The sequence below is a fragment of the Microbacterium californiense genome (assembly GCF_047246625.1).
Taxonomy (GTDB): Bacteria; Actinomycetota; Actinomycetes; order Actinomycetales; family Microbacteriaceae; genus Microbacterium.
The window spans coordinates 50,771-63,065 of record NZ_JBFOKQ010000002.1; the positions used below are offsets into that span (position 1 = coordinate 50,771).

12 protein-coding genes and 1 tRNA gene are annotated in these 12,295 nt (G+C 70.2%); 10 read left to right on the top strand and 3 right to left on the bottom strand.

Translation table 11 applies throughout. The features are described 5' to 3' along the window. Positions 1-102 precede the first annotated feature (102 nt). Genes tkt through pgl form a run of 6 tightly spaced genes read left to right on the top strand, consistent with a single transcriptional unit; the run spans position 103 to position 8,220 of the window. Positions 103-2,217, top strand: coding sequence for a transketolase (tkt, locus tag AB3M82_RS11520; protein ID WP_412958591.1), 2,115 nt, complete (start codon positions 103-105; stop codon positions 2,215-2,217). Further along, complete coding sequence (tal, locus tag AB3M82_RS11525) at positions 2,214-3,326, top strand: transaldolase (RefSeq protein WP_412958086.1); 1,113 nt, start codon at positions 2,214-2,216, stop codon at positions 3,324-3,326. Before tkt ends, tal begins: the two co-directional genes overlap by 4 nt. Then, on the top strand, positions 3,323-4,930 hold the full coding sequence (locus tag AB3M82_RS11530; RefSeq protein ID WP_412958087.1) for a glucose-6-phosphate isomerase: 1,608 nt from the start codon (positions 3,323-3,325) through the stop codon (positions 4,928-4,930). Before tal ends, AB3M82_RS11530 begins: the two co-directional genes overlap by 4 nt. 22 nt (positions 4,931-4,952) lie before the next feature. After that, positions 4,953-6,503: a glucose-6-phosphate dehydrogenase gene (zwf, locus tag AB3M82_RS11535; RefSeq protein ID WP_412958088.1), complete on the top strand. Its 1,551-nt coding sequence runs from the start codon at positions 4,953-4,955 to the stop codon at positions 6,501-6,503. Then, positions 6,500-7,435 (top strand): glucose-6-phosphate dehydrogenase assembly protein OpcA, encoded by a 936-nt coding sequence (locus tag AB3M82_RS11540; RefSeq protein ID WP_412958089.1) that lies wholly within the window; start codon positions 6,500-6,502, stop codon positions 7,433-7,435. Before zwf ends, AB3M82_RS11540 begins: the two co-directional genes overlap by 4 nt. 5 nt (positions 7,436-7,440) lie before the next feature. Beyond that, positions 7,441-8,220 carry a 6-phosphogluconolactonase gene (pgl, locus tag AB3M82_RS11545; protein WP_412958090.1) on the top strand — a complete coding sequence of 260 codons (780 nt, stop codon included), beginning with the start codon at positions 7,441-7,443 and terminating at the stop codon, positions 8,218-8,220. A gap of 57 nt (positions 8,221-8,277) precedes the next feature. On the opposite strand, the gene AB3M82_RS11550 is transcribed toward pgl, so the two are convergent. Next, complete coding sequence (locus tag AB3M82_RS11550; protein WP_412958091.1) at positions 8,278-9,333, bottom strand: DMT family transporter; 1,056 nt, start codon at positions 9,331-9,333, stop codon at positions 8,278-8,280. A gap of 61 nt (positions 9,334-9,394) precedes the next feature. Between AB3M82_RS11550 and def the strand changes: the two genes are divergently transcribed. From def to AB3M82_RS11570, 4 genes are all read left to right on the top strand, one after another. Next, on the top strand, positions 9,395-9,961 hold the full coding sequence (def, locus tag AB3M82_RS11555) for a peptide deformylase (protein WP_412958092.1): 567 nt from the start codon (positions 9,395-9,397) through the stop codon (positions 9,959-9,961). 117 nt (positions 9,962-10,078) lie between these two features. Beyond that, positions 10,079-10,594, top strand: coding sequence for a septum formation family protein (locus tag AB3M82_RS11560; RefSeq protein WP_412958093.1), 516 nt, complete (start codon positions 10,079-10,081; stop codon positions 10,592-10,594). A gap of 71 nt (positions 10,595-10,665) precedes the next feature. Continuing rightward, complete coding sequence (locus AB3M82_RS11565) at positions 10,666-10,986, top strand: DUF2277 domain-containing protein (RefSeq protein WP_412958094.1); 321 nt, start codon at positions 10,666-10,668, stop codon at positions 10,984-10,986. 93 nt (positions 10,987-11,079) lie between these two features. Beyond that, positions 11,080-11,247, top strand: coding sequence for a hypothetical protein (locus AB3M82_RS11570; RefSeq protein WP_412958095.1), 168 nt, complete (start codon positions 11,080-11,082; stop codon positions 11,245-11,247). Between the two features lie 66 nt (positions 11,248-11,313). Here the strand turns inward: AB3M82_RS11570 and AB3M82_RS11575 are convergent. Both AB3M82_RS11575 and AB3M82_RS11580 read right to left on the bottom strand, forming a co-directional pair. Next, positions 11,314-11,389: transfer RNA gene (locus tag AB3M82_RS11575), tRNA-Asn, on the bottom strand. 96 nt (positions 11,390-11,485) lie between these two features. Then, a complete protein-coding gene (locus AB3M82_RS11580; RefSeq protein WP_412958096.1) occupies positions 11,486-12,259 on the bottom strand; it encodes an ATP-binding cassette domain-containing protein in 774 nt (257 codons plus the stop codon). Positions 12,260-12,295: the final 36 nt, after the last annotated feature.

The window sequence follows — 12,295 nt, forward strand, 5'->3', positions numbered from 1 at the left end:
TGCTGAAACCACTCGCGCCCGGCGCTGTGCACACCTCTCCGTGACGATGCGGAGGCGCCAGGGAATACGGGCGCCCTCGAAACCGTCGGAAAGGGCATGACCGTGTCGGAACTGCAGTGGGATGAGATCGATCGACGCGCGGTGGACACCGCCCGCCTTCTGGCGGCGGACGCCGTGGAGAAGGTCGGCAACGGTCACCCCGGCACCGCCATGAGCCTCGCTCCCGCGGCCTACCTCCTCTACCAGCGCGTGCTGCGCCACGACCCGACCGACACCGACTGGCTGGGTCGCGACCGCTTCATCCTCTCGGTCGGACACTCCTCCCTGACGCAGTACGTGCAGCTCTACCTGGGCGGTTTCGGACTCGAGCTCGACGACCTCAAGGCGCTCCGCACCTGGGGCTCGCTCACGCCGGGCCACCCGGAGTACGGGCACACCAAGGGCGTCGAGATCACGACCGGCCCCCTCGGCCAGGGCCTCGCCTCGGCCGTGGGCTTCGCGTACGCGGCGCGTTACGAGCGGGGCCTGTTCGACCCGGATGCCGCGGCGGGCACGAGCCCGTTCGACCACTTCGTCTACGTGATCGCCGGCGACGGCGACCTACAGGAGGGTGTCACCAGCGAAGCCTCGTCGCTCGCCGGACACCAGCAGCTCGGCAACCTCATCGCCATCTATGACTCGAACCAGATCTCCATCGAGGACGACACGAACGTCGCGTTCACGGAGGACGTCGCCCAGCGCTACGAGGCGTACGGCTGGCAGGTGCAGGTCGTCGACTGGAAGAAGACGGGCGAGTACGTCGAGGACGTCGCCGAGCTCTACGCGGCGATCGAGGCGGCGAAGGGCGAGACGTCGAAGCCCTCCCTCATCATCCTCCGCACGATCATCGGCTGGCCCTCCCCCGGCAAGCAGAACTCCGGCAAGATCCACGGATCGGCCCTCGGCGCCGACGAGCTCGCCGCCACCAAGGAGGTGCTGGGCTTCGACCCCGCGCAGACCTTCGTCGTGGCCGACGACGTGATCGCGCACACGCGCGGCCTCGCCGAGCGCGCGTCCGAGGCGCGCGCCGCCTGGCAGGAGTCGTTCGACGCCTGGGCAGCGGCCAACCCCGAGCGCAAGCAGCTGCTCGACCGCCTCGAGGCCGGCGAGCTCCCCGACGACATCGCGTCGGCCCTCCCGGTGTTCGAGGCCGGCAAGGACGTCTCGACCCGCGCCGCCTCGGGACAGGTCATCAACGCCCTCGCCGCCGAGCTGCCCGAGCTCTGGGGCGGCTCGGCCGACCTCGCGGAATCGAACCTCACCACGATCAAGGACGCCCCCTCGTTCATCCCGGCCGAGTGGTCGACCCACGAGTGGTCGGGCACCCCCTACGGGCGGGTCCTGCACTTCGGCATCCGCGAGCACGCCATGGGCGCGATCGTCAACGGCATCGTGCTGCACGGCAAGACGCGCGCCTTCGGCGGCACGTTCCTGATCTTCAGCGACTACATGCGGCCCGCCGTCCGGCTCGCCGCGCTCATGAACGTGCCGAGCGTGTTCGTCTGGACGCACGACTCCGTCGCGCTCGGCGAGGACGGGCCGACGCATCAGCCCGTCGAGCAGCTCGCGACGCTCCGCGCGATCCCCAACCTCGCCGTCGTCCGCCCGGCGGACGCGAACGAGACCTCGGCCGCCTGGCTGGAGATCCTGCGCCGTCAGGCCGGTCCCGCCGGCATCGCCCTGACTCGCCAGAACATCCCCGTGTTCGACCGCGGCGAGGGCGAGGCCGAAGGCGACGTCTTCGCCTCCGCCGCGCACACCGCGAAGGGCGCCTATGTCCTCGCAGAGGCCCCGGGCGAGACCCCCGACGTCATCATCGTCGCGACGGGTTCCGAGGTGCAGCTGGCCGTCGAGGCCCGAGCCGCCCTCTCCCGCGAGGGCATCGGCGTGCGCGTCGTGTCCGCCCCGTCCCTCGAGTGGTTCGCCGAGCAGGACGAGGCCTACCGTGAGAGCGTGCTGCCGTCGTCGATCACCGCGCGCGTCTCGGTCGAGGCGGGCTCGGTGCTCAGCTGGCGCGGCATCGTGGGAGACCGCGGCCGCTCGGTCGGCATCGACCACTTCGGTGCCTCCGCCGACTACAAGACCCTGTTCGAGAAGTTCGGCATCACGACCGACGCGGTCATCGCGGCCGCTCGGGAGACCCTCGCCGCACACAGCACCACCAAGGAGAACGCATGAGCACCCCCACCGCCCAGCTGGCCGCGGCCGGCGTCAGCATCTGGCTCGACGACCTCTCGCGCACGCGCATCTCCTCCGGCAACCTCGCCGAGCTGATCGAGTCGCGCGACGTGGTCGGCGTGACGACCAATCCCACGATCTTCGCGAACGCGATCACCGACAAGAACGACACGTCCTACGACGCGCAGATGTCGGAGCTGGCGGCATCGGGCACCTCGGCCGAGGACGCCGTGTTCGCGGCCACCACCCAGGACGTCGCAGCGGCGCTCGACATCTTCCGTCCCGTGTGGGAGCGGTCCGGGCACGTCGACGGACGCGTGTCGATCGAGGTCTCGCCCGACCTCGCGCACGACACCGAGGGAACGGTCGCCTCCGCCAAGAAGCTCTGGTCGAAGATCGACCGTCCCAACCTGCTGGTCAAGATCCCGGCGACGAAGGCGGGCCTGCCCGCCATCACCGAGGCGATCGCGGCCGGGATCAGCGTGAACGTCACCCTGATCTTCAGCCTGGAGCGCTACGAAGCCGTCATCGACGCCTACCTGACCGGTCTCGAGCGCGCGCACGCCGCCGACTTCGACCTGGCGAGCATCCATTCCGTGGCGTCGTTCTTCGTGTCGCGCGTCGACAGCGAGACCGACAAGCGCCTCACGGCCATCGGCACCGACGAGGCGCTCGCGCTGAAGAGCAAGGCGGGTCTCGCCAACGCCCGTCTCGCCTACGAGCTCTTCGAGAAGAAGTTCGCCGAGAAGCGGGCGCAGGATCTGCTCGAGCTCGGCGCGAACCTGCAGCGTCCGCTGTGGGCGTCGACCGGGGTCAAGGACCCCGCTCTGCCCGACACGCTGTACGTGACGGAGCTGGTCGCCGACGGCGTGGTCAACACCATGCCGGAGAAGACGCTCGAGGCCACCGCCGACCACGGTGTCATCACCGGCGACACGATCACCGGCGGATACGCCGAGGCGCACCGTGTCATGGACGCCCTGGCCGAGGTCGGCGTCGACTTCGACGCCGTCACCGAGCTGCTCGAGGAGGAGGGCGTCGCGAAGTTCATCGATTCGTGGCACGACCTGCTCTCGCAGGTGGCCGAGGTCCTGGAGGCGCAGCGATGACCTTCGGCATCCACACCTCCGGCGCGGCGCGGGTCGCGATCGACGACGTCGTCCCCGCGCTCGTGCGCGACCTGGTCGCCTCGCGCATCACGAGCGGCGACGCCACCCTCTGGGGTCCCGAGGCCGAGGCCGAGGCCTCGGTCCGCCTCGGCTGGGTCGAGGCGGTCTCGATCTCCCGGCCGCTCGTCGCCGAGATCGTCGCGCTGCGCGACGCCCTCCGCGCGAAGGGCGTGACCCGGGTCGTGCTGGCCGGCATGGGCGGTTCGTCGCTCGCCCCCGAGGTCATCGCCCAGACGGCCGGCGTCCCCTTGACGATCCTCGACTCCACCGCCCCCGGTCAGGTGCTGGCGGCTCTGGACGAGGGACTGGCCGACACCGTGCTCGTCGTGTCGTCCAAGTCGGGCTCCACGGTCGAGACCGACTCCCAGCGTCGCACCTTCGAGGCGGCATTCCGCGACCTCGGCATCGACCCCACCGACCGGATCGTCGTCGTGACCGACCCCGGTTCGCCGCTCGACGCGTCCGCCCGCGAGGCCGGCTACCGCGTCTTCAACGCCGACCCGAACGTCGGAGGGCGCTACTCGGCGCTCACGGCCTTCGGCCTCGTGCCCTCGGGCCTGGCGGGCGTCGACATCGAAGAACTGCTGAACGAGGCCGAGGCCTCGCTGCTCGAGGTCGCCGTGGACTCCGCGGAGAACCCCGCGCTGCGTCTGGGCGCGGCGATCGCCGGCACGAGCCCCCGACGCGACAAGCTCGGACTGATCACCGACGGCACCCACATCAACGGTCTGCCCGACTGGATCGAGCAGCTCATCGCCGAGTCCACCGGCAAGAACGGCACCGGCATCCTCCCTGTCGTCCTCCTCCCCGTGTCTCCCGAGCTGGACTCGCGGCCCGCCGACCTGCAGATCGTGCGTCTGGTCGACGACGCCAACGAGTTCCACCTGCACGAGCGTCACCCCGGGGAGATCCTGGTCAGCGGATCGCTCGGCGCGCAGTTCATCGTCTGGGAGTACGCGACGGCCATCGCCGGTCACCTGCTGGGCATCAACCCGTTCGATCAGCCGGACGTCGAGTCCGCCAAGGTGGCCGCACGCGGTCTTCTGGACGCCCGGCCGGAGCCCACGTCGCCCGCGTTCGTCGAGAACGGTGTCGAGGTGCGCGTGTCCGACCCCGCACTGGCGGCCTCCGGAACCGTGGAAGGCGTGCTCGACGCGCTGTGGGCCCGCCTCCCGGAAGACGGTTACGTGTCGATCCAGGCGTACGTGAACCGTCTCGAGGTCCCGCAGCTGCAGGGTCTGCGCGAACTCGTCGCCGCGGACTCTGGCCGTCCGGCGACCTTCGGCTGGGGGCCGCGATTCCTCCACTCGACCGGCCAGTACCACAAGGGCGGACCCGCGCAGGGCGTGTTCCTGCAGATCCTCGAGCGCACCGACGTCGATCTCGAGATCCCGGAGCGGCCGTACACCTTCGGCCAGCTCATCGAGGCGCAGGCCGCGGGCGACGCCGCGGTCCTGGCCGAGCACGGCCGTCCCGTCGTCTCGCTGACGATCACCGACTCGTCGGCGGACGTTCTCTCCCTCTTCGAAGCCGCGCAGAAGTAGCCCGCAGGAGAATCCCCCTCTGATGTCTGTTCCCATCTCGCGCGGGCACAACCCGCTGCGCGACCCCGACGATCGCCGCCTCAACCGGATCGCAGGGCCCAGCGCCCTGGTGATCTTCGGGGTGACCGGCGACCTCTCGCGCAAGAAGCTCATGCCCGCCGTCTACGACCTCGCCAACCGCGGTCTGCTGCCCCCGGGGTTCGCCCTCGTGGGCTTCGCCCGCCGCGACTGGGAGGACCAGGACTTCGCCGAGGTCGTCTACGACGCCGTGAAGCAGTACGCGCGCACGCCGTTCCGCGAGGAGACGTGGACGCAGCTGCTGCAGGGCATCCGCTTCGTCTCGGGCGAGTTCGACAACCCCGAGTCGTTCCAGAAGCTCCGCAAGACCGTCGACCAGCTGGACGTCGAGCGCGGCACCATGGGCAACCACGCGTTCTACCTGTCGATCCCGCCCAAGGACTTCCCCCTGGTCGCGAAGCAGCTGAAGGACTCGGGACTCGTGGGTGAGGATGCCGATGACGACACGCGCTGGAGGCGCGTCGTCATCGAGAAGCCGTTCGGTCACGACCTCGAATCGGCGCGGGCCCTCAACCAGGCGCTCGAGGTGGCGTTCCCCGCGGACTCGATCTTCCGCATCGATCACTACCTCGGCAAGGAGACGGTCCAGAACATCCTGGCCCTGCGCTTCGCCAACGAGCTCTATGAGCCGATCTGGAACCGCAACTACGTCGACCACGTGCAGATCACGATGGCCGAGGACATCGGTGTGGGCGGCCGGGCCGGCTACTACGACGGGATCGGCGCCGCGCGCGACGTCATCCAGAACCACCTGCTGCAGCTCCTGGCGCTGACCGCGATGGAAGAGCCGATCAGCCTGTCGGCCGAGCACCTGCGGGCCGAGAAGGAGAAGGTCCTCGCTGCGGTGCACGTGCCCGACGACCTGGCGCAGGCCACCGCGCGCGGACAGTACGCGGGCGGCTGGCAGGGCGGCGAAGAGGTCACCGGCTTCCTCGACGAGGAGGGCATGAACCCCGAGTCGACGACCGAGACCTACGCCGCGATCAAGCTCGAGATCGACACGCGTCGCTGGTCGGGGGTGCCGTTCTACCTGCGCACCGGCAAGCGGCTCGGGCGCCGCGTCACGGAGATCGCCGTGGTGTTCAACCGTGCGCCGCAGCATCTCTTCGGCCGGGGCAACGCCTCGGAGCTCGGGCAGAACGCCCTCGTCATCCGCGTCCAGCCCGACGAGGGCGTGACGATCCGCTTCGGCTCGAAGGTGCCGGGCAGCGGCTCGAACGTCCGCGACGTCACGATGGACTTCGGTTACGGGCACGCCTTCACCGAGGCCAGCCCCGAGGCGTACGAGCGCCTCATCCTCGATGTCCTCCTGGGCGACCCGCCGCTGTTCCCGCGGCACGAGGAGGTCGAGCTCTCGTGGAAGATCCTCGACCCGGTAGAGAAGTACTGGGCGGCCGAGGGCGGCCCGGTGGAGCAGTACGCCCCCGGCTCGTGGGGTCCGGCATCCGCCGACGACCTGCTGGCCCGCGACGGACGAGTCTGGAGACGACCGTGATCATCGACCTTCCCGACACGACCGTCAGCCAGGTCGCCAAGCAGCTCGTCAAGGTGCGCGAGGAGGGCGGCGCCGTGGCGCTCGGCCGCGTGCTGACCCTCGTGATCTCGGCCCGCAACGACGTCGCCGAGGCGGCGATCGACGCCGCCAACGACGCATCGCGCGAGCACCCTATGCGGGTGATCGTCCTCACCACCGGCGAGGGCGAGTCCCGCGTGGACGCCCAGATCCGCGTCGGCGGGGACGCCGGGGCGAGCGAAGTCGTCGTGCTGCACGCCTACGGCGAGGCCGCGGGCAACGAGGAGAGCCTCCTCACGGGCCTGCTGCTGCCCGACGCGCCGGTGGTCGCATGGTGGCCCGAGGAGGCGCCGCCCGCGCCCTCGTCGTCGCCGATCGGGCGCATCGCCCAGCGGCGCATCACGGACGCCGCCACGGCGACCGACGTACGCGACCGTCTGGCCCTGCTCGGCAAGACCCATGCCCCCGGCGACACGGATCTGGCGTGGACCCGGCTCACGCACTGGCGCGAGCAGCTCGCCGCCGTGCTCGATCAGCCGCCCTTCGAGCCGATCACGGCCGTCGAGGTCCGCGGCGCCGCGGCGTCGCCGTCGACCGCCCTGCTCGCGGCCTGGCTGCAGATGGCGTTCGATGTGCCGGTGCGCTGGTTCTCGGAGAGCCCCGAGACCTGGCACGACGGCATCCGCTCGGTCCGGCTCACCCGCGAATCCGGCGACATCCTCCTCGAGCGCCCGGCACCCGGCGTGGCCGTGCTCACCCAGCCCGACCAGCCGGACCACGACCTGCACCTCCCGCGGCGCACGCTGCGGGAGTGCCTCGCCGAGGAGCTGCGCCGCCTGGACCCGGACCTGCTGTACGGTCGAGTGATCACCGACGGCTGGGAGCAGCTGGGCCCGCCCGAGACAGGAGAGTGACGTCGATGTCGGCAGCATCCGCCGAGAAGCGGGTCGTGATCGAGGCCACTCCCGCCGCCGTCGCGACGCGCGTCGCCGACAGGTTCCTCACCCGCCTGCGGGCGAGGACCGAGAACGGCCGCCTCGCCCACATCGCTCTGACGGGCGGCTCGATGGGCGGAGCGGTGCTGCGCGCGACCCTCGAGGATCCGCGGTCGTCGACCATCGACTGGGCCCTCGTGCACTTCTGGTGGGGCGATGAGCGCTTCGTGGCGCGCGACGACGACGACCGCAACTCCCTGCAGTCGCGGCAGGCGCTCCTGGACCACATCCCGGTGCCGCCCGAGAACATCCATGAGGTCGCCTCTCCCGAGAGCGGTATGACGCTCGACGAGGCGGCGGCGGCCTACGCCGAGGAGCTCGCCCGCTACGGCACCGACGAACACCCCTGGCCGGCGTTCGCGGTCTGCTTCCTCGGCGTCGGTCCCGACGGGCACATCGCCTCGCTCTTCCCGGACCGCGAGGAGGTCACGGTGACGGATGCCGCGGCACTCGCCGTCCGCGACTCGCCCAAGCCCCCGCCCGAGCGCGTGACGCTCACCCGCCCGGTGATCAACTCGTCCAAGCGCGTCTGGCTCGTGCTCACCGGGGCCGACAAGGCCTCCGCGCTCGGTCTGGCGCTGGCCGGCGCGAACTACGCCAACGTGCCCGCCGCGGGCGCCCGGGGTCGCAAGCGCACCGTGTTCTTCGTCGATGAGGCCGCGGCTTCCGAGGTCTCCCCCGATCTGATCGATCAGGCGTACTGAGCCGGCAGCCGCACGGACCGGGGCGGCCCCGCCTCGTGTGAACGGGTGCCGCCTGTCTCAGGGGCGGTCGGTGTCGCCGGTGCCGCGGTCGGCGCCGGGCGAACCGGGAACGGGCGGCTGCGCGCCGGAGCCGTCGCCGGTGGGCGTCGCGGTCGTGCCGCTGCCGCGGACGATCCCCAGTTCCTGGCTGTCGCTGAGCACCTGCGGGTGGTAGCGGGCGAGCCCCACGACACCCCACACCGCGACCGCGCCGGCGACCCCGAAGATCACGAGCACCCACGGCGGCGCCGCTGCGGCCTCGCCGAGGATGACCATTCCGATGAGCACCGCGATGAGCGGGTCGACGACGGTGAGACCGGCGATGACGAGATCGGGGGGGCCGGAGCTGTAGGCGGTCTGCACGAAGTAGGCGCCGACCGCCGCGGCGGCGACGAGGGCCAGCACGCAGACGGCCGTGATCCACTCGAACTGACCGGCCTCGATGCGCTTGATGACCACCTTGGCCAGCGTCGCCACGAAGCCGTAGAGGATGCCCGCACCGATCACGTAGAACAGGGCGCGCATGCGGTGGCGGAGGATGAGCCAGCAGGCCCCGAGCACGATGATGACGACGAGGAGGATAGCGAGGATGACGAAGAGCTCGCGGTCCGTGACGTCCTGCTCCGTCGCGAACATCGCGGCGAAGAAGACGAAGAGGAAGATGCCGCCGACGCAGCAGACGATGGCCGTGATCGATTGCCTCGTCGGGGAATGCCCGGAGATACGGGCGTTCAGCAGTGTCGTGATGACCAGGGCGATCGCGCCGAGCGGCTGGACGACGATGAGCGGGGCCTGCACGAGCGCCGCCAGCTGGCAGACGATCGCGAGCCCGAGCATGAGCGTTCCGGCGATCCAGGACGGGCGCGTGAGGAGCCTCTTGATCTGATTGAGGCTCAGGCCGCTGGCGCCCTGGGCTCCGCTCAGACGCTCCACCTTCTCGACGCCGCGGTGCTGATACTGCGCGCCCAGCGACATGAAAACGGCTCCGGCGAGGGCCAGCGGGATGCCCAGGAGCAGACCGGGATTCTGGAAGGCGCCGACGAGCTGTTCGCCGACGTCCTCCGCCGTGTTCATCCACACCCCTGCAATCACCCTACGACCCTACCCGGCAGACCCCGCCCAGTAGGGTTGTGACGTGGCCGTACTTCCGATTCGCATCATGGGCGATCCCGTCCTGCACTCCCCCGCCGCCCCCGTCGAGGAGATCACCGACGACGTCCGGCGTCTGGTCGCCGACATGTTCGAGACGATGGATACGGCCCCCGGCGTGGGGCTCGCCGCCCCGCAGGTCGGCGTGCCGCTGCGCATCTACACGTACGCCTACGTCGACGACGACGACCAGCCGTGGCGCGGGGTGATCCTCAACCCGGAGCTGTGGATGACGCCTCTCGAGCCGGGCGAGCCCGACCCCGATCTCGAGTCGGAGGGCTGCCTGTCGTTCCCGGGCGAGCGATTCGCTCTGCGGCGGTCCGAGCGGGTCCGGGTGACGGGGCTCGATCTCGACGGGGCGCCGGTGTCGATCGATGTCGACGGCTGGCGCGCGCGCATCATGCAGCACGAGTTCGATCACCTCGACGGCATCCTGTACGTGGACCGTCTGTCCGACGGTGACTGGAAGACGGTGCAGAAGATCGCCCGCAAGCGCGGCTGGGGGCGTCCGGGCGCGAGCTGGATGCCGGGCGTCGACGACCTCGAGGGCTGAGTTCTCCCGGTCAGCGGGAGCACGGACGGAGTTGCGGCGCAGGTTGCGCCCCCGATACCGTTTCCCCCGTAAGGCATGCTGATATGCCCAGCTCCCTGACGGCCTGGAGGAACGGCGATGAGGAAGATGCGCACGCGACGGACGCTCGCACTGGTCGGTTCCGCGGTGGCCCTCACGGTCGCCCTCAGCGGATGCAGCGCGATCAACAGCATCCTCGGCGGCGGCTCGGGCGACGCGGACCGCGACGAGGAGACCGGTCAGGTCACCGAGAGCGCGAACATCGACATCTTCGCCCTCAAGCTCGGCGACTGCAAGATGGAGAGCCCGAGCGGCCTCATCGAGGATGCGGACGTCGTGCCGTGCGAGGAGCCGCACGACGAAGAGGTCTACTACGAGATCACCATGGACGACGGCGAGTACTCGGAGGACGCGATCAACGCCGCCAGCCAGGAGTGCATCGGCGACGCCTACACGAACTTCGTCGGCATCGGCTACGACCAGTCCACGCTGGAGGTCTACCCCATCACGCCGACCAAGGACACGTGGGACGGCTACGACGACCGCATCGTGCAGTGCGTGATCTCCGACCCGGCGGGACAGACGACCGGGTCGCTCGAGGGCGCCGCTCGCTGATCGCAGCGTCGCCCCGGCAGGCCTGCGGGGAACCCCTTGGCGTGCGCGCCACGGAGATCTAGCCTGTCAGCATGTGCCGGAACATCGTGCCTCTCAACAATCTCGCCCCCGCCGCGACCGACGAGGAATGCCACGACGCGGCGCTGCAGTTCGTCCGCAAGATCTCGGGCAGCACGTCGCCGTCGCGCGCGAACCAGGCCGCCTTCGATCGCGCCGTGCTCGAGATCGCCCGTGCCGCGCGCGTCCTGCTCGACGACCTCGTGACCACGGCTCCGCCCAAGAACAGGGAGGAGCAGGCCGCGAAGCGCCGGGCCCGCTCCGCCGAGCGCTACGAGGCGATCCGGGTGTATCAGGACGCGAAGCGCGCGAGCCGGTCGTCGGCGTCCGCGTGATCCCGATACCTCGCGCCTCCGGAACGGTCAACCCCCTCCTCCCGTCACGTCCCGCGGGTCACCGTGGGACTTCCACGACGAAGGGAGTTCCTGATGTCCGATGCGAAGGACCCGCGCGAGGAGCAGGCCACGGAGGTTCCTGTGGGCAAGACGCGCGACGACGATGCCGGCTTCACGCCGACCGCGCCCGGCCCCGGCGGCCAGAACACGCCGCCGACCGGCCTCGATCACGACAAGAAGAACTCGGCGTCGCGCTTCTGACCGCAAGGGCCGCCGGAGGCGCTCCCGTACATGCGAGAAGCCCCTCCCGAAGGAGGGGCTTCTCGTTGGCTCCCCGGCTTGGACTCGAACCAAGAACCTGCCGGTTAACAGCCGGCTGCTCTGCCAATTGAGCTACCGAGGAATGTGCACCGCTGTGCGGGCAACTCGACAAGCTTAGCAAACTCCGAGGGGTGCACGTGACATCGGGCGGCGTTCGCGCGACGTCGGGCGTGTCGCGTCAGTGGCGCGAATCCGCCTCGGCGTTCGGAACCCACAGGAGGTCTTTGCCCACGCCTCTCGCGACCACGTGCCCGGATCGGAGCATGAGCGTCTCGGCATTGAGCTCGCGGATGAAATCGGCGTCGTTCGTCACCAGCAGGGCAGCCATGGACTGCTCCTTGCGGCGGCGCGTGATCGCATCGAACACCACAGGACGCACCTCGAGATCGAGGTTCGCGAGGATCTCGTCGGCGATGAGCACCTGCGGATCGAGGATGAAGGATCGCGCGATCGCGACCCGCTGCCGCATCCCCGCACTCAGTTCGTACGGGAAGCGGTCGGCGGTGCCCAGCGGCAGATGCAGTTCGTCGAGCAGTGTGGCGACGCGGATGGACAGCGCTCGGGCGTTCACCCGCTTCTCCCGCACGAGGATCGGCTCGGCGATCACCTCGTTCACGGTGAGCCGCGGAGGAAGGTCGGCACCGGCTCCCTGCGGCACGAATCCCGTGCGGTAGGTCAGCAGGCGGTGCCGGCGCCCCGGGCGACGCGCGTCGACGCCGCACACCTCCGCCCGGCCTCCGACGACCTTGACCGACGGATCGGTGGATCCCGCCAGCGCAGCGACGAGACTGGACTTCCCGGAGCCTGTGGGGCCGGCGACGCACAGCAGCTCACCCGGAGCGAGAGAGAACGTCACGCCGTCGACGGCACGGGTCGGCAGGCCGTGCCCGATCCGGTCGATGACCAGATCCGAGCATTCGATCGCATTCGAGGAGGCGTGCCGACGGGACATGTCACCATCCTGCCCTGCCGCTGCGCGCCGAGGCGA